Raw genomic sequence first — 17,513 nt, 5'->3', positions numbered from 1 at the left:
TTTGCTGCTCTTGAAGTGTGACTTCACGAACACTTGGTGCTTTAAGATCTAGAGTTGTTTCTGCGTATAGATAGTGCTGAACGTAGATTTGCAGCTTACCATCCAGCTCATACAGAGGCTTGTCGATAGTCTCTTCTTTAATACCTTCCGCATTGGCTGCAACAACGGCACTCTTCTCTGAACCATCAGCGTTAAAAGATTGCGAGTAATCTTTGCCTGCTTGAATACGGAACACTGGTGCTGCATTGCGACCTTCGTCACCTTGGCGCCAAGCGGTATGCATTAAGACTTCAAAGCCTGCGTGTTTGCGCAGCTTTTCTTTCTCATCGTTTAGCTCATATGCTGAGTAAGGCAACATCTCTACGCCTTTTTGAGCACGAAACTGAGAGTTTTGGAAAGAGCCTGCACGCTCAAGAGAGATTTCAGGAAGGCTGTTTGGCCATGATTCATTGACTTGTTCAGCATCAACAGCACGCTTGAAAATGATCACTTCTATATCAAATTGTCTTTGTGCCAAGCTCGGCATAGAGACTAACAATAGTAGTAGTGGGATCAGTCGTTTCATTTTTACTCCGTATCCCAGCCGGAGATCCGGCTGGATAAATTAAATGCTCAGTGAAAAGGGTGGAATTAGCTTGCAGGCAGCAAGTTTTGTCTAAATTCGCCCAAAAGATCACCGACAAATTGAATTCGCTTCCGTCTGTCTACCAATGGTACCGTAAACTTGAACTTAGTTGGCCCTTCCATTGAAAACTTTTGCGGTTGAGATTGCAATAGTTTAACAAGGTACGCTGGGTTTATGTCAGCGTCTGGGTAGAATTCTAAGAAACCACCTTTATCGTGAGCTTCAATCTTCTTAGCTTTGATTGCCGCCGCCGCCAGTTTCAGTTCAGATACTGACAGTAAGTTCTTGGTCGCATCTGGTAGTACACCAAAGCGATCGATAAGTTCGACTTTTAGTTCAGCCAATTCGTCATTGTTGGCCACACTAGCGATGCGTTTGTATGTCGACAGGCGAGTGTTGATGTCTGGGATGTAGTCGTCTGGCAGTAGCGCAGGTAGACGCATCTCAATCTCTGTTTGCTCGCGAAGAAGATCATCAAGTGACGGCTCTTTACCTTCCTTAAGTGCTTCAACCGCTTGCTCTAACATCTCCATGTACAAACTAAAGCCGACCGATTGGATTTGACCACTCTGCTCATCACCAAGTAGTTCACCGGCACCACGGATCTCTAAATCATGAGTCGCTAGCGTGAAACCAGCGCCAAGATCTTCGAGTGAAGCAATGGCATCGAGTCGCTTAATCGCATCTTTGGTCATCGCTTTTGGGTGCGGCGTTAGTAGGTATGCATACGCTTGGTGGTGTGAACGCCCTACACGGCCACGTAACTGGTGTAGTTGCGCCAAGCCGAGATTGTCCGCTCTATCCATTAGAATAGTGTTAGCCGTTGGTACGTCGATACCGGTTTCAATGATGGTCGTACACACCAGTAGGTTAAAGCGCTGGTGGTAGAAATCATTCATGATGCGTTCTAGTTCGCGTTCACGCATCTGACCATGAGCGACCGTTACTCGGGCTTCTGGAATCAATTTTTGTAGCGACTCTGCGGTCTTTTCTATGGTGTCGACTTGATTATGTAAGAAGTAGACCTGACCACCACGCATAATTTCACGCAGTACCGCTTCTCTTATCACTGCATCATCACTTTGACGAACAAAGGTTTTGATGGCCAATCGTCGAGCTGGTGGTGTCGCGATGATGGAAAGGTCACGCATACCACTCATCGCCATATTCAATGTTCTTGGAATTGGCGTTGCAGTTAGGGTGAGGATATCTACATCAGCACGCATCGCTTTAACTTTTTCTTTTTGTCGAACGCCGAAACGGTGTTCTTCGTCGACAATCAACAAGCCAAGATCGTGGAACTTGATATCACTTGAAAGCAGTTTGTGCGTACCAACCACAATATCGACTTTGCCTTCAGCAACGTCGGCAAGGATCTGTTTCTGCTCTTTCGCTGACTTAAAGCGCGAAAGCACTTCGACACGAATTGGCAAATTAGCGAAGCGATCTCTGAAGTTCTCGAAATGCTGTTGTGCTAGCAGGGTAGTGGGTACTAGCACCGCAACTTGCTTTTCGTTATCGGTACAGACAAATGCTGCGCGCATTGCCACTTCTGTTTTACCGAAGCCCACATCACCACACACCAGTCTATCCATAGCCTTTGGTTGGCACATGTCAGACATAACGGCATTAATGGCCATCGATTGGTCATCGGTTTCTTCAAATGGGAAGCCCGCTTTAAAGGTGGCGTATTGGCCACGGTCTAATACAAATTTATAGCCCGGCTTTAGCTCACGTTTGGCGTATACATCAAGAAGTTCTGCAGCAACGTCTCGCACTTTCTCTGCGGCACGCTTACGCGCTTTCTGCCACGCTTCGCCACCAAGTTTGTGTAGAGGTGCTGTCTCTTCCGCACCACCTGAATAGCGGCCAATAAGGTTTAGTGAAGCAACCGGAACGTAAAGCTTGGCATCGTTTTGATACTCAAGTGTTACGTATTCGGTTTTCATGCCACCGGCTTCGAGAGTTTGTAAGCCAATATAACGGCCAATACCGTGGTCGATGTGAACCACAGGTTGCCCAGGTTTTAGCTCTGCGAGATGGCGAATAACCGTGTCGCTGTTAACGCTCTTTTTGTCTTTCTTGCGGCGCTGAATGACTCGGTCACCAAGGAGATCACTTTCACAGATGAAGGCAAGCTCACGTTGATTATCGATAAAGCCATGCTCAGCAGAACCAAGAACGAGGTTGAATTTGTCTTTCTCTGATAATGATTGCAGTAGTGTCTCGACTTCGACAGGGCGAATCTTGATGCCTTGCAATAGTTCACATAATGCTTCTCGTCGACCTTGAGACTCTACCGAGAATACGATTTTGCCAGAGAATGATTCTGTGAATTTGCGTAGGTTAGCAAGCGGCTCTTTGTTCTGATGTTGGACACTAAGATCTGGCAGTGCTGAAACAGGTAGGTTTGTACGTCCCGCTTTTTCCTCTAAGCTCTCAACGCTAAGCACCACTTGCGCTTTTTGCTTAAAGTGACTAAACAGCTCATCTTTTTTCAGCCAAAGTTGGTCAGGCGATAACAATGGACGTAATGGGTCGACACCGCGCTGCTCGTAGCGATGTTCTACGTCAGATAGGAAGGTATCGACAGCTTGTTCGATATCACCCAGTGCCAAGATTTGTGTGTCGTCCGCGACATAGTCAAACAAGGTTTCGGTTTGATCAAAGAAAAGCGGCTGCCAATATTCAATACCTGCAGGCCATGTACCTTTAGAGACTTGCATATAAACCGATTCAGGCTCGCGACGCGCTTCGAATTGCTGACGCCAGCGAATGCGAAAGTCTTCGATTGCCGAATCTGATGTTGGAAACTCATGAGCAGGAAGAAGGCGGATCTCATCAATATCGGCGATTGAGCGCTGATTTTCCGGATCAAAGGTACGAATGGTATCGATCTCATCATCAAAAAAGTCGATACGATATGGGTCTTTACTGCCCATTGGGAACAGATCTAAGATCGAGCCTCGACTGGCGTATTCACCCGGACCAAATACCTGATCAACATAACGATAGCCAGATTTTTCAAGCTGTAAACGCAGTTTTTCTAGTGAGTAAAGATCGCCTGTTTTTACCATCAGGGTGTGTTGAAGCAGGAACTCTCTTGGCGATTGGCGTTGCAATAGCGTGCTGATCGGTACAATCGTGATCCCGTTTTTTAGAGTCGGCAGCGCATACAGGTGAGCAATACGGTCAGAAATGATCTCTTGATGAGGAGAGAAACTATCGTATGGTAGCGTTTCCCAGTCAGGAAATAGGTTTACTGAATGCTGGGTAAACTGCTCGATCTCGGACTGTAATTTGAGAGCAATTTGTGGGTCGGGTACCGCGAGCAATGTATGGCTGTTATGTTGTTCAGCTAGGCCAGCGATAGAGGCTGCCAGTGAAGAGCCAATTAGATTACCTAAATGTTTTTTGTCTCCTGCGCCGCTTGGCGTCGGTAACGTAAAAATCGATGTATCGGTCATGGGATTTACTTGTTATCTCGATCGAGTGAGCGTTGACGAAGCAGTTTCTGTTGTTGATGCAAGGCTGCTTTGATCAATAGATCTTGGTCTGTGTCGCGCAGATGCGCATATTTAAATAGAACTTCAAATCCGCCGTCTCTTGGTATTGAGCTGCTTACTTGAGCGTAGCAATATACAGCGGCGGCCGGATGTTCAAGGAACAACTTAGCTTTTACATAGCTTCCCTGAGCGATATCCGACTGAGTAAAGCAAGAGAACTGGCTCGCACCAAAACTGTATGTATGTGTACGATACTCAGCTTGGTCTTGCTGAGAGAGCATAAAACTGAGCAGTAAATTGAGCTTAGAGTTTTGAGCATCAAGCAAGCTAATGACGTTTTTGAGATCGCTGTTTTTCAACTCTTTACGCGCACTGTCTGCCATTAGATCAAGTTGGCTGAATTCACTCGCTACCACAAACGGAGCTGGAATCTCAGATTCGAACTGGATTTGCGATGGGAGAACAAAATCTTCAGCCATCGGCTCGATGTTGGCGGTAAGGCTATGGTGGACGGTGAAAAATTCTTGCTCTGTCATGCTTTAGTTCCTTGAAGTGATCTATTGATTATCGCTATGTGGCTACAGTAATCAAGGTTGGTATTGGCAAAGTAGCAAATAGTTTGTTTTTGAAGCGAAAATGATGCCTTACAGTGCGTCATCGCCCACTAATTCGGTGAATTCACTCTATATTTGCAGTTGACCCCTACACACCGAAAGTAATTCCCGTTACATTAACCCGCAACTCTACTCGATGGTTCAAAGTATGTTTCATCCTATTTCAATGTTTATCGGTCTGCGTTATCTAAAAGGCCGTTCAGGGGATCGCTTTAGCCGTTTTGTCTCTTATATGTCAACGGCAGGAATCACTATAGGTGTGTTGTCGTTAGTTACTGTTTTGTCAGTAATGAATGGATTCGAAGCGCAGCTCAAAGACCGTATCCTTGGTGTCTTACCTCAAGCGGTAGTCTATGAAAGTGATGCGAAGACACAGCTCACAGATACGCCACCAGCCTTCGCTCAACAACTTTCGTTGAAAGGGCATGTTGAACCTTTAGTCCGCAGTGAGGCAGTGATTCAAAGCCCTGCTCAATTGGCAGCGGGTTTGTTGATTGGTATTGAACCTGCTTCTGACGATCCATTGCAAAACCACCTTATTGCTGGGCGTTTGTCTTCATTGAAGGCAGGCGAGTATCAGTTATTCCTTGGTCATACATTAGCGCGAAACCTCAAAGTCTCGTTGGGTGACAAAGTGCGCCTAATGGTGACTTCTGCCAGCCAATATACGCCATTAGGTCGAATTCCAAGTCAGCGCAATTTTACCGTCGCTGGTATTTTTAATACGGGTTCGGATATCGATGCTCAATTAATGGTGACTCACATTGAAGATGCTGGCCGATTAATGCGCTTTAAGTCGGATACTATCTCGGGCTGGAGACTGTTTTTCGAAGATCCATTCGTAGTCGCAGATTTGGCTGAACAACCTCTACCTGAAGGTTGGGAGTGGAGTGATTGGCGTGACCAACGTGGTGAGTTGTTTCAAGCCGTTCGCATGGAGAAAAACATGATGGGCCTGATGCTTGGCTTGATCATCGGAGTGGCCGCTTTCAATATTATCTCCGCTTTGATTATGGTGGTAATGGAGAAGCAATCTGAAGTGGCGATTCTTAAAACACAAGGTATGTCTGATGGACAAGTGATGGGGATATTCATGGTTCAAGGGGCGAGTAGCGGTGTTATTGGTGCTCTCTCTGGCGGTGTCTTGGGCGTTGTATTGGCGATGAACCTCAATACTGTTCTAGAAATCATGGGGGTCGCCTTATTCTCGTTTGGTGGCAGTTTGCCAATCTTGATTAATCCTATTCAAATTGTCGTGGTCGTTGTTTTAGCGATCGCACTTAGTCTAATAGCGACGGTATTCCCATCTTATCGCGCATCTTCTGTTAAACCTGCTGAGGCTCTTCGTTATGAGTAATTTTCTTCAATGTCGCGACATCCGTAAAACATATCGCGAAGGCTCACTCGATACTGAAGTGCTTAAAGGCGTGAGCTTTGATATTGAGCAGGGTGAACTGGTGTCGATTATCGGAACATCTGGATCTGGCAAAAGTACCTTGTTACACATCTTGGGCGCACTGGATGATGCTTCAGCGGGAAGTGTGCACTTTCTACAGCAGGATCTCGCGGCGCTTAGCTCGAATAAACAAGCTAAGTTGCGCAATCAGCATTTAGGTTTCGTCTATCAATTCCATCATTTGCTTGCGGACTTCTCTGCCTTAGAAAACGTTGCTATGCCGCTTCTTATTGGTGGCGTAAAACCGAGCCAAGCTAAAAAAGAGGCGGCTGCCTTGTTAGATAAGGTTGGGCTGAGTCATCGAGTCGATCATCGCCCGTCGGAACTGTCCGGTGGTGAAAGGCAGCGTGTGGCGATTGCTCGAGCTTTAGTGAACAAGCCTTCACTGGTACTGGCAGATGAACCTACCGGTAACCTTGACCATGCGACGGCACTCTCTATTTACGACCTAATGCGAGAGCTAAATCGTGAATATAATACGGCCTTTTTAGTTGTTACTCATGATGGCGAGTTGGCCGCTAAGATGGATCGCCAGCTACATATGCAAGATGGACTGCTGGTGGATGTGAATGAGGAGGTGAATTAGTGTTTGCCTCTTTATCTCTTTTGATTGGTGGACGATTTAGCCGTGCTAAGCAGCGCGATAAAATGGTCTCCTTTATTTCACTCTCTTCAACCGTCGGTATCGCAGTGGGTGTTGCGGTGATCATTATTGGTTTATCGGCGATGAATGGCTTTGAGCGCGAGCTTGAATCTCGAGTGCTCTCGGTTATATCACACGGTGAATTTGAAGGCGTTAATGAACCGATTGAGCGCTGGCAGCATGTGATTGACGAATCCGTTCGTCATGAAAAAGTAATGGCTGCAGCGCCCTACGTAAAAATTACAGCTCTAGCGGAGCGCGGCAAAGAGCTTAAGGCGATTGAAGTTCGTGGAATCGATCCAGAGCTGGAATCACAGGTATCGAGCCTAGGCAACTTTATCGACGAGTCGGTCTGGCGATCATTTAATAGTGGCGAACAAAAAGTCATTCTTGGCTCGGGAGTAGCGGATACGATTGGGGCCAAAGTAGGGGACTACTTAACCTTGATGATTCCAACGGCGAACGGTTCCGTTAAGGTTCAAGCGCCAAAGCGTGTTCGAGTAAAAGTAGCGGGGCTATTAACCCTTAATGGGCAGATAGACCATAACTTAGCGCTTGTGCCGTTAAAAGATGCACAGAGCTACGCCAAGTTGGGCAATGCTGTGACTGGCGTTTCACTTAAGGTGAATGACGTTCTCAACGCGAATAACATTGTGCGCGAAGTCGGTAACCAATTGGATGTGTATGTATATCTAAGAAGTTGGCAGCAAAAGTATGGCTTCTTGTACCGAGATATTCAGTTAGTACGTACCATCATGTACTTGGTTATGGTTTTGGTTATTGGTGTGGCTTGTTTCAATATCGTATCAACGCTGATGATGGCGGTGAAAGACCGAGCTTCAGAGATTGCCATTTTAAGAACCATGGGTGCCTCCGATGGGTTGGTGAAACGTATTTTTGTTTGGCAGGGTGCGTTCTCAGGTGTGTTAGGTAGCTTAGTCGGTAGTGTTATTGGTGTATTAGTGGCACTCAATCTCACTCACTTGATAAAAGGGTTAGAGGCGCTTATTGACCACCAGTTCTTATCTGGGAATATCTACTTTGTGGACTTCTTGCCTTCACAACTAGATATGGTGGATGTGTTGGTGGTGTCTGGTACCGCGATAGTCTTGAGCCTATTGGCGACCCTTTATCCCGCCTCTCGAGCTGCGAAGCTAAATCCAGCAGCAGTACTAAGTTCAAAATAATTACTTACTAACGGTATAAAAAAAGGATCCCAACTGGGATCCTTTTTTGTTTTCTTTACTTATTGCTAGCGCTATTACTGAAAAAGCATGCAACAGAGTTTTATTTCTTGCTTCACAGCTCGGCTTTCATTGTTTTATTAACCGTGAAGCGGAGGTTATCGTGACAGTCTTATTCTTATCTAACTTGTCTTTTCTTCCAGCTTCTTACAACGGAATATCGCCACAGCCCACGGATTCCGAAGTAGCCGATCATTGCTGAGACGATGCCACAGATTAAGCAACCAAGCAGGAACGGAGGACCAATAGTACTCATTTGAGCAAGAATGAAGTCCCAAGAAAGTTCAAAGTGGAATGGTTGAGGTGGGACATGCATGACGAACGCGCCGACCTTGTAAGCAAAATAAAACAGGACTGGCATGGTAACTGGGTTACTTACCCAAACCAAGGCGACTGCCAATGGCAGGTTTACGCCACACATAACAGCAAGGCCTGCAGACATGATCATTTGGCTTGGTAGCGGAACAAACGCCATAAATAAACCCACTGCAAACGCCCCTGCGGCAGAGCGTCGATTTAAGCACCATAAATTTGGGTTATATAGCACGTTGCCAAAAACTTTTAATGCTTTCTGACGCTTGATGAGCTCATGGTCAGGCATAAAACGCTTAATAAACTTTCTTGGCATATAGGAAGTAACTCTTTTGTTTAATACTTGGTTTTTATTGTCTTTTGCTTTGACATTAATGTCAGCAAGCCTATGGCCTGTCATGCCCCATTGGAACTGGGCTTGGGTGATATTGCTCGTTCTATTAGCATCAACCAAGTATAGCGTTTCCCAACCTTTAAGAGGTGTTCTCTGTGGGGTAATGGTGGTTTTAATGGTCAGTGATTTGGTAAAACAGCAAACAACTGTACTCTTTAAGTCCGGGCAGGATATTACCATAAATGCATCGGTTGTTAGCCTTTTTAGTGAAAATAGCCGAGGTTATGAAAGCGTAATTGTAGTTAGATCAATTAACGGTGATAAATTAGACAGGTGGCAATGGGTAAAGGTTAGGCTGTTTACCCCTTTTCGTGTCACTCAAGGCGAAACAATTGAACTGAGTGTCAGGATCAAACCTATTCTAGGTAAGCTCAATGAGGCTGGCTTTGATTTAGAAACCTACTCTTTCAGTCAAAAAATAGTGGCTCATGCATCTTACCAGTCCGGCACGCGATATCGTATTCAATCTACTTCATCTTGGCGCGCGATTTGGTTTGATCAAATAACGCGAAACCTTGACTCATTATCGAACCGAGATTTAATCGTCGCGTTAACTTTTGGATATCGAGACTTTATTTCACAACAAAGGTGGTCAGAGCTTAAAAGCAGTGGCTTGATTCACTTAGTCGCGATTTCGGGCTTGCATATTGGTATGGCCTTTGGTATCGGCTATCAATTAGGGCGTGGTATACGATGCTTAACACCGATGATGACTTGGACTCCTTTTGTCGCAGGCTTAACGATAGCGCTTGCCTATAGTTGGTTTTCTGGCTTTACATTACCAACGGTAAGAGCGCTAGTGATGTGTTGTTTAGGAAGTTATTTTATTTGGCAGGGGAGAAGCATTAGCAGTCTCAACTTTATTCTGGTGAGTGTTTGTATTGTTCTCGTTATCTGGCCATATTCGGCACTGACTGGAAGCTTCTGGCTTTCTTTTGGCTCATTAGCGGCCGTTCTATATGCAATTTCAATGTCGAGTTCTGAACATTCTCACATTGGTTTTGTCAGCAAGCTAATCTTGGCTGTCAAAGTTCAGTGTGTGCTTACACTCTTGTTGTTACCCATGACTCTTTATTTTTACCAAGGCTTAAGTGTTGTTTCGATTTTTTATAACTTACTGATGCTGCCTTGGGTAACTTTTCTAGTTATGCCGATGCTTTTTCTAGCCTTATTTGTCCATATCTTTGTATCAGAGCATGTGCAGGTTCTATGGGAATTTATTGATGCTCTACTCGAAGTTATTTCTATTTCATCTTCTTGGGCGGCACCCTTTTGGTGGGAGCTTGATGTACAGATAGCTCAATGGTTGAGCTTGGCTGTAATCATCAGTTTGTTCATCTATCGTTATTTCAGACCTTGGGTGAGCATGTTGCTACTTGTACTGGTCAGTCTTCGAGAAACAGCACCGGAGATGGCGTCTAATGAGTGGAGGATTGATGTACTGGATGTGGGGCATGGATTAGCTGTTATCATCGAAAAAGGTGGGCGAACGCTTCTCTACGATTTAGGTAATCATTGGCAAGGTGGTTCAGTTGTCGCTTCAACGTTATTGCCAATATTGCATCAAAGGTCTAATCCGCCTGTTGATGGTGTCATATTAAGTCACCTAGATTCAGATCATGCCGGAGGCTTGGATGACCTCATGGTGTCGAAATCAGGTTTTTGGGTACGAAGTAGCCAGGGATTGAGTGAGCAGGTTTCACCTCAAGTGTATACCTGTATAGCTGGGGATGTTTGGCATTGGCAAGGTTTGGAGTTTGGTGTTCTTTGGCCGCCCAGGCTGACAAAGCGCGCATATAACCCACATTCCTGTGTCATACGCCTGTTCGACCCGCGTAGTCAATTTTCTATGCTGCTGACGGGTGATATCGAATTAGTCAGCGAGTGGATGTTGTCGAGAAAAGGCTCTGTCTTACAAAGTGACGTCATGCTTGTTCCTCATCATGGCAGCAAAACCTCATCGAGCCGTCGTTTTATTGAATCTGTGTCACCTACATTGGCGGTAGCATCGTTAGCAAAAGGTAATCGATGGGGAATGCCTAATGAAGAGGTTGTTAAAAGATATCAGTTGATTAATGCGAATTGGTTAGATACTGGTGAAAGTGGTCAAATTACCATCATGGTTAGTGCTGAAGACTGGAATTATCATTCGATTAGACAAGATAGAGCACAGCCATGGTATAGGCAGATGCTCAGGAAGGGAGTAGAATAGATAGATTATTGTGAGAAAAATTAAGCGATTCCATGTCTATAGAAAAAGATGAAAATACTTGGGCTACCTTCAAGCGACTTTGGACTTATATTCGATTGTATAAATCAGGGTTGGCGGTCGCGGTTGTTGCTCTAATTATTAACGCGGTTTCTGACACATATATGATCTCATTATTGAAGCCTTTACTGGATGAAGGTTTCGGTAGCGCAGAATCAGACTTCTTACGAACTCTTCCACTTATTATTTTCGCCATGATGTTCATTCGTGGCGTCAGTGGCTTTGTATCTACCTACTGTTTAAGCTGGGTTTCCGGCAATGTGGTGATGCAAATCCGACGCAAGATATTCAATCACTTTATGCATATGCCGGTGTCGTTCTTTGATAAAGAGCAAACGGGCTCGCTGCTGTCTCGTATTACTTACGACTCTGAACAGGTATCTGCTGCAACAAGTAGAGCTCTAGTTAGTATCGTTCGTGAGGGCGCTAGTATTATCGGCTTATTGGTGCTGATGTTTTGGAACAGTTGGCAGCTTTCATTAGTATTGTTTGCTGTAGCTCCTGTTGTTGCGTGGGCGATCAGTATCGTTTCCAAGCGATTTAGAAAAATATCGAAGAACATGCAGACCAGCATGGGGCATGTTGCATCATCTTCGGAACAGATGCTTAAGGGCCACAAAGTTGTATTAACTTACGGTGGTCAAGACGTGGAAAAAGAGCGATTTGACAAAGTGAGCAACCAAATGCGTCAACAAACGATGAAATTGGTAACGGCGCAGGCAGCGGCTAACCCAATTATTCAAATGATCGCATCGGTAGCAATTGTAGTCGTTCTATTCTTGGCAAGTGTAGACTCAATTAAGGCGGAGCTTACTCCAGGTACGTTTACCGTTGTATTCTCAGCAATGTTTGGTCTGATGCGTCCGTTGAAAGCACTTACAGGTGTGACCGCAGAATTCCAACGCGGTATGGCAGCGAGCCAAACGCTGTTCAGTTTGATGGATCTAGAAACTGAGAAAAATACCGGAACGCTGCAGCCTCAGTCTGTGAAAGGCGACGTTGAAGTAAAAGACATTACCTTTACTTACCAAGGAGCAGAAAAATCAGCCCTTGAGAATGTCAGCTTTACGATACCTAAAGGGAACACTGTTGCTCTCGTTGGGCGTTCAGGGTCGGGTAAAAGTACCATTGCCAACCTTTTCACTCGCTTCTATGACGTAGATTCTGGCTCTATCGAGCTTGATGGTCATGATATTCGTGACTACGAATTGAAAAATCTTCGTCAGCACTTTGCATTGGTTTCGCAAAATGTTCATTTGTTCAATGATACAGTGGCGAACAACATCGCTTATGCTGCAGAAGAAGAATACACACGAGAACAGATCGAACATGCGGCAAAACTGGCTCATGCGACTGAATTTATCGAAGGTATGGAAAATGGATTCGATACTATCATCGGTGAAAACGGTGCAAGCTTGTCAGGTGGTCAGCGTCAACGTCTAGCTATTGCTCGAGCACTGTTGAGAGATGCCCCTGTACTCATCTTAGATGAGGCAACCTCCGCTCTAGATACTGAGTCTGAGCGTGCAATTCAATCTGCGTTAGATGAGCTACAGAAAGATAAGACTGTTCTAGTGATTGCGCACCGACTATCAACCATTGAGCAAGCTGATGAGATTCTTGTTGTTGACGACGGTCATATCGTCGAGCGTGGTGCTCATGCTGAGCTAATTCAGCATGATGGTGCCTATGCTCAACTTCACCGTATTCAGTTTGGTGAGTAGGGACGAGTTAAGCGTGGTCGAAAAGATTTGGTTTGATAATCACCCTTTAAAGTATCTGCTTTGGCCACTGTTGTGGCCATTGAGTTTACTCTTTAGTTTTATCAGTAAAAGACGTCGCCAAGCGTATCAGCAAGGTACTAAAGCGAAGTATCGAGCGCCTGTACCAGTGATAGTCGTAGGAAACATTACGGCGGGTGGCAACGGCAAAACGCCAGTTGTAGTTTGGCTAGTTGAGATGTTGCAATCTCAAGGATATAAGCCGGGTGTTGTTTCACGTGGCTATGGTGCAAAAGCGCCGAGTTATCCATTGGTTTTATCTGAAGATACACCTGCAGCTCATTGTGGTGATGAACCTCGTTTGATTATGAAAAGAACGGGTGCGCCTGTCGCTGTAGATCCAGTTAGAGCTAATGCGGTTAAAGCTCTGTTAGATTCTAAAGTTGACGTTATCGTCACTGATGATGGCCTTCAGCATTATGCTTTAGAACGAGATATCGAGTTCGTGGTGGTTGATGGTGTTCGCCGTTTTGGTAATGAACAAGCGATTCCGTTGGGGCCATTACGCGAATCAGTATCGCGTTTAAGTGAAGTCGATTTTATAGTGACGAACGGTGGGCAACCAGAATTTAATGAGATGGCGATGTCTTTGGCACCTAGCCAAGTGGTTAACCTAAAAACTGGAGAAAGGACATCCTTAGAAGCGCTGACAAAATTAGTCGCATTTGCAGGAATTGGCCATCCACCACGTTTCTTCAAAACGTTGGAAGACCTTGGTGCTGATGTGGTTCATACTCAAGGTTTCGCTGATCATAAAGATTTTGACCAAGATGAGTTATTCGCTCTTGCTGAAAAGGGTGAGAACATCATAATGACAGAAAAAGATGCTGTGAAATGTGAAGGTTATGCGCAAGATAATTGGTGGTATCTGCCTGTTTCTGCGCAATTTGACCAAGCATCACAGAACAAAGTTATGCAAAAAATTAAAGAGGTTATGGAATACTATGGATCACCGTCTACTTGAAATCGTTGCTTGCCCTGTGTGTAAAGGTAAATTAACTTTTGATAAAGATAAGCAAGAACTGATTTGTAAACTTGATCGCCTTGCATACCCAATTAAAGAGGGTATTCCTGTGCTTCTTGAGCCAGAAGCACGCACAATCTCAATGGATGAGGGCAAATAATGTCATTTACGGTTGTCATCCCAGCTCGTTATCAATCGAGCCGCTTACCTGGAAAGCCTTTAGCTGATATTGGCGGCAAGCCAATGATTCAATGGGTTTATGAACAATCCGTCAAAGCTGGTGCAGATAAAGTCATTATCGCGACCGACGATGCTCGAGTTGAAAAGGCAGCAAAAGCATTTGGTGCAGACGTTTGTATGACCTCTCCTAAACATGAGTCTGGAACAGAGCGTCTTGCTGAAGTGATCGAAGTGATGAATATCCCAGATGATCATATCATTGTAAACGTGCAAGGCGACGAACCTCTTATCCCACCGAGTATCATAAATCAAGTAGCGAACAACCTTGCGGGTAGTGAAGCGCCAATGGCCACATTAGGGGTAGAAATCACTCATGTTGATGAAGTGTTTAACCCTAACGCTGTAAAAGTCGTGACGGACAAAGATGGCTATGCACTGTACTTTAGCCGTGCCACGATTCCTTGGGATCGCGATGCGTACGCTAATAATGGAACAAATGCAGAGTCTCCATTGTTAAGGCACATCGGAATCTACGCATACCGCGCAGGCTTTATAAATACCTACATTAATTGGGAACCAAGTACACTTGAGCGTATAGAGTGTTTAGAACAGCTACGTGTGCTTTGGTATGGAGAAAAAATCCATGTTGATATTGCAGCAGAAGCGCCTGCTGCTGGTGTAGACACGCCCGAGGACCTCGAAGCGGTCAGAGCAATTATTGGATAATGTGTCCCCTTTAAAACGCAATTTTAAGCCTTATAAAAGCCTCGCAGATTCGCGAGGCTTTTTCATTAAAGCTGCTACAAACATACGAGTTAAACAGAGGGATTTATAAATACTTCGTTATATCAGGCTCACAGGGATTAATGTGAGATTTACCTCGCCCCGACACTGATTTTTCTCTATAATGTGCCGCCTGTTAACGCAGTTGTATTATGCGAGTGCGGAATAAAACTTACGAAGAAACGTGGAGTAAAACATGCCTTCTCAAAGCCCAGTGATTACGGTTGATGGCCCAAGTGGTGCAGGTAAAGGTACCCTATGTATGTTACTAGCTGAAAAGTTAGGTTTTCACTTACTAGACTCGGGTGCTATCTATCGCGTGCTTGCACTAGCTGCAATCCATCATGGTGTAGACACAGAGTCTGAAGATGCTTTAGTTCCTTTAGCAACGCATTTAGACGTTCAGTTTATTGCTGAGGGTGAATTGGTAAAAGTGATTCTTGAAGGCGAAGATGTCTCTGGCGAGCTTCGTAAAGAAGAGACAGGTATGGCGGCTTCAAAAGTTGCTGCACTGCCTCGCGTACGTGAAGCACTGCTGCGTCGTCAACGTGCCTTCAGCGCAGCGCCGGGACTTGTTGCAGACGGTCGTGACATGGGTACTGTAGTATTCACCAATGCTGAAGCGAAAATTTTCCTTGATGCGAGTGCTGAAGAGCGTGCGAATCGCCGCCTTAAACAGTTGCAAGGCAAGGGCTTAGATGTTAAATTTGACGACCTTTTGAGCGAGATCCAAGAGCGAGACGACCGAGATCGTAATCGCCCAGTAGCGCCACTGCGCCCTGCTGAGGATGCGCTTGTGCTAGATTCCACCTCAATGAATATTGAGCAGGTGGTAGAAAAAGCACTACACTATATTGAATCGAAACTGGCTGGGTAACTTTTACCGAGCTAGCAAGAACGTTGGTTGCAAGGATGATAACCGGCGAATTTATCAACCCCATGCGGTAGGATACCCATGGACGTTTAATTATTGAAGATTAAATAATGACTGAATCTTTTGCTCAACTCTTTGAAGAGTTTCTAAACGAAACAGAATTCCAACAAGGCAGCATCGTTAAAGGTACTGTAGTAGCTATCGAGAACGGTTTCGTTCTTGTTGACGCTGGTCTTAAGTCTGAATCTGCTATCCCTGCTGAACAGTTCAAGAACGCTGCTGGCGAACTTGAAGTTGAAGTTGGCGCTGAAGTAGACGTAGCTCTAGACGCTGTTGAAGACGGTTTCGGTGAGACTCAACTTTCTCGTGAGAAAGCTAAGCGTCACGAAGCTTGGATCGTTCTTGAGAAAGCTTGCGAAGAAGCTGAAACTGTTGTTGGTATCATCAACGGTAAAGTTAAAGGCGGTTTCACTGTTGAACTAAACGGTATCCGTGCTTTCCTTCCAGGTTCTCTAGTAGACGTACGTCCTATCCGTGACACTGCTCACCTAGAAAACAAAGAGCTAGAGTTCAAAGTAATCAAGCTAGACCAGAAGCGTAACAACGTTGTTGTTTCTCGTCGTGCTGTTATCGAATCTGAGAACAGCGTTGAGCGTGACGAACTTCTTGAAACTCTACAAGAAGGTACTGAAGTTAAAGGTATCGTTAAGAACCTTACTGACTACGGTGCATTCGTTGACCTTGGCGGTGTTGACGGTCTTCTACATATCACAGATATGGCTTGGAAGCGCGTTAAGCACCCATCTGAGATCGTTAACGTTGGTGACGAAATCCTAGTTAAAGTTCTTAAGTTCGACCGTGAGCGTACTCGCGTATCACTAGGTCTTAAGCAACTAGGCGAAGATCCATGGGTAGCAATCGCTAAGCGTTACCCAGAAGGTCACAAGCTTTCTGGTCGTGTTACTAACCTAACTGACTACGGCTGCTTCGTTGAAATCGAAGAAGGCGTTGAAGGTCTAGTACACGTTTCTGAAATGGATTGGACTAACAAGAACATCCACCCATCTAAAGTTGTTAATGTTGGCGACGAAGTTGAGGTTATGGTTCTTGATATCGACGAAGAACGTCGTCGTATCTCTCTAGGTCTGAAACAGTGTAAAGCTAACCCATGGCAGTCATTTGCAGAAATGCAAGCTAAGGGCGACAAAGTTACTGGTAAGATCAAGTCTATCACTGACTTTGGTATCTTCATCGGTCTTGAAGGCGGTATCGACGGTCTAGTACACCTATCTGACATTTCTTGGAATGTTGCTGGTGAAGAAGCTGTACGTGAGTACAAGAAAGGCGACGAAATCTCAGCAGTTGTTCTTGCAGTAGATGCAGAGCGTGAGCGTATTTCTCTTGGCGTTAAGCAAATGGAAAACGACCCGTTCAACGCATACGTTGCTGACAACAAGAAAGGCGTTCTAGTAAACGGTACTGTAACTGCAGTAGACGCGAAAGGTGCAACTATCGAGCTTGTTGAAGGCGTAGAAGGTTACATCCGTGCTTCTGAAGTTTCTCGCGACCGCGTTGAAGATGCGTCTCTAATCCTAAGCGTTGGTGACAGCGTTGAAGCGAAGTTCACAGGTGTTGACCGTAAGAACCGCGTAATCAACCTATCTATCAAAGCTAAAGATGAAGCTGAAGAGCAAGAAGCAATGGCTTCACTGAACAAGTCTGACGAAGGCGCGTTCGGTAACGCAATGGCAGATGCATTCAAAGCTGCTAAAGGCGAATAATTTAATTTTTCGCTAAGAAAGGGACCTTTGGGTCCCTTTTTTTTTGCTTATTTTTCCGATAGGTCTATAATTTCTAAAAAGAAAACC

Annotated in this window: 14 protein-coding genes; 10 read left to right on the top strand and 4 right to left on the bottom strand. The window is 45.1% G+C overall.

Annotated elements, in window-relative coordinates:
* From AC6R05_RS15735 to AC6R05_RS15725, 3 genes are all read right to left on the bottom strand, one after another.
* The coding region (locus tag AC6R05_RS15735) for a CsiV family protein (RefSeq protein ID WP_500647939.1) at positions 1 to 565 on the bottom strand (565 nt) is incomplete at its 3' end.
* Positions 566 to 630: 65 nt separating this feature from the next.
* The gene (gene mfd / locus AC6R05_RS15730) at positions 631 to 4,092 is read right to left on the bottom strand and encodes a transcription-repair coupling factor (RefSeq protein WP_152469024.1); all 3,462 of its coding nucleotides are present in this window, start codon (positions 4,090 to 4,092) and stop codon (positions 631 to 633) included.
* 5 nt (positions 4,093 to 4,097) lie between these two features.
* A complete protein-coding gene (locus AC6R05_RS15725) occupies positions 4,098 to 4,667 on the bottom strand; it encodes a PilZ domain-containing protein (RefSeq protein WP_500647938.1) in 570 nt (189 codons plus the stop codon).
* A gap of 226 nt (positions 4,668 to 4,893) precedes the next feature.
* Here AC6R05_RS15725 and lolC point away from each other — a divergent pair, with 226 nt between their 5' ends.
* The 3 genes from lolC to lolE are packed head-to-tail and all read left to right on the top strand — an operon-like array spanning position 4,894 to position 8,031.
* On the top strand, positions 4,894 to 6,102 hold the full coding sequence (lolC, locus tag AC6R05_RS15720) for a lipoprotein-releasing ABC transporter permease subunit LolC (protein ID WP_500647937.1): 1,209 nt from the start codon (positions 4,894 to 4,896) through the stop codon (positions 6,100 to 6,102).
* A complete protein-coding gene (gene lolD / locus AC6R05_RS15715; protein WP_500647936.1) occupies positions 6,095 to 6,787 on the top strand; it encodes a lipoprotein-releasing ABC transporter ATP-binding protein LolD in 693 nt (230 codons plus the stop codon). Before lolC ends, lolD begins: the two co-directional genes overlap by 8 nt.
* The gene (lolE, locus tag AC6R05_RS15710) at positions 6,787 to 8,031 is read left to right on the top strand and encodes a lipoprotein-releasing ABC transporter permease subunit LolE (RefSeq protein ID WP_500647935.1); all 1,245 of its coding nucleotides are present in this window, start codon (positions 6,787 to 6,789) and stop codon (positions 8,029 to 8,031) included. The genes lolD and lolE overlap by 1 nt, the downstream gene beginning before the upstream one ends.
* A 175-nt stretch (positions 8,032 to 8,206) precedes the next feature.
* On the opposite strand, the gene AC6R05_RS15705 is transcribed toward lolE, so the two are convergent.
* Positions 8,207 to 8,716: a DUF2062 domain-containing protein gene (locus AC6R05_RS15705; RefSeq protein WP_032552060.1), complete on the bottom strand. Its 510-nt coding sequence runs from the start codon at positions 8,714 to 8,716 to the stop codon at positions 8,207 to 8,209.
* A gap of 16 nt (positions 8,717 to 8,732) precedes the next feature.
* On the opposite strand from AC6R05_RS15705, the gene AC6R05_RS15700 reads away from it, so the two are divergent.
* The 7 genes from AC6R05_RS15700 (at position 8,733) to rpsA (ending at position 17,426) form a co-directional block, all read left to right on the top strand.
* On the top strand, positions 8,733 to 11,006 hold the full coding sequence (locus tag AC6R05_RS15700) for a DNA internalization-related competence protein ComEC/Rec2 (RefSeq protein ID WP_500647934.1): 2,274 nt from the start codon (positions 8,733 to 8,735) through the stop codon (positions 11,004 to 11,006).
* Positions 11,007 to 11,038: 32 nt separating this feature from the next.
* The gene (gene msbA / locus AC6R05_RS15695; protein ID WP_032552062.1) at positions 11,039 to 12,787 is read left to right on the top strand and encodes a lipid A ABC transporter ATP-binding protein/permease MsbA; all 1,749 of its coding nucleotides are present in this window, start codon (positions 11,039 to 11,041) and stop codon (positions 12,785 to 12,787) included.
* Positions 12,788 to 12,800: 13 nt separating this feature from the next.
* A complete protein-coding gene (gene lpxK / locus AC6R05_RS15690; RefSeq protein ID WP_500647958.1) occupies positions 12,801 to 13,808 on the top strand; it encodes a tetraacyldisaccharide 4'-kinase in 1,008 nt (335 codons plus the stop codon).
* On the top strand, positions 13,789 to 13,968 hold the full coding sequence (locus AC6R05_RS15685) for a Trm112 family protein (protein WP_032552063.1): 180 nt from the start codon (positions 13,789 to 13,791) through the stop codon (positions 13,966 to 13,968). Before lpxK ends, AC6R05_RS15685 begins: the two co-directional genes overlap by 20 nt.
* Positions 13,968 to 14,714, top strand: coding sequence for a 3-deoxy-manno-octulosonate cytidylyltransferase (gene kdsB / locus AC6R05_RS15680; protein WP_152469018.1), 747 nt, complete (start codon positions 13,968 to 13,970; stop codon positions 14,712 to 14,714). The genes AC6R05_RS15685 and kdsB overlap by 1 nt, the downstream gene beginning before the upstream one ends.
* A 253-nt stretch (positions 14,715 to 14,967) precedes the next feature.
* Complete coding sequence (gene cmk, locus AC6R05_RS15675; RefSeq protein ID WP_032552065.1) at positions 14,968 to 15,648, top strand: (d)CMP kinase; 681 nt, start codon at positions 14,968 to 14,970, stop codon at positions 15,646 to 15,648.
* 107 nt (positions 15,649 to 15,755) lie between these two features.
* Positions 15,756 to 17,426: a 30S ribosomal protein S1 gene (gene rpsA, locus AC6R05_RS15670; protein ID WP_032552066.1), complete on the top strand. Its 1,671-nt coding sequence runs from the start codon at positions 15,756 to 15,758 to the stop codon at positions 17,424 to 17,426.
* Positions 17,427 to 17,513: the final 87 nt, after the last annotated feature.

This window comes from Vibrio sp. R11-SG3-ISO9 (assembly GCF_059834255.1).
The sequence above is the reverse complement of the archived record's forward strand: the minus strand, read 5'-3'. Positions and strand labels throughout refer to the sequence as shown.

Excerpts from the sequence above, each read along its gene's own strand:
- mfd (WP_152469024.1), bottom strand. The coding sequence starts at position 4,092 with ATGACCGATACATCGATTTTTACGTTACCGACGCCAAGCGGCGCAGGA.
- AC6R05_RS15725 (WP_500647938.1), bottom strand. The coding sequence starts at position 4,667 with ATGACAGAGCAAGAATTTTTCACCGTCCACCATAGCCTTACCGCCAAC.
- lolC (WP_500647937.1), top strand. The coding sequence starts at position 4,894 with ATGTTTCATCCTATTTCAATGTTTATCGGTCTGCGTTATCTAAAAGGC.
- lolD (WP_500647936.1), top strand. The coding sequence starts at position 6,095 with ATGAGTAATTTTCTTCAATGTCGCGACATCCGTAAAACATATCGCGAA.
- AC6R05_RS15705 (WP_032552060.1), bottom strand. The coding sequence starts at position 8,716 with ATGCCAAGAAAGTTTATTAAGCGTTTTATGCCTGACCATGAGCTCATC.
- msbA (WP_032552062.1), top strand. The coding sequence starts at position 11,039 with ATGTCTATAGAAAAAGATGAAAATACTTGGGCTACCTTCAAGCGACTT.
- AC6R05_RS15685 (WP_032552063.1), top strand. The coding sequence starts at position 13,789 with ATGGATCACCGTCTACTTGAAATCGTTGCTTGCCCTGTGTGTAAAGGT.
- kdsB (WP_152469018.1), top strand. The coding sequence starts at position 13,968 with ATGTCATTTACGGTTGTCATCCCAGCTCGTTATCAATCGAGCCGCTTA.
- cmk (WP_032552065.1), top strand. The coding sequence starts at position 14,968 with ATGCCTTCTCAAAGCCCAGTGATTACGGTTGATGGCCCAAGTGGTGCA.
- rpsA (WP_032552066.1), top strand. The coding sequence starts at position 15,756 with ATGACTGAATCTTTTGCTCAACTCTTTGAAGAGTTTCTAAACGAAACA.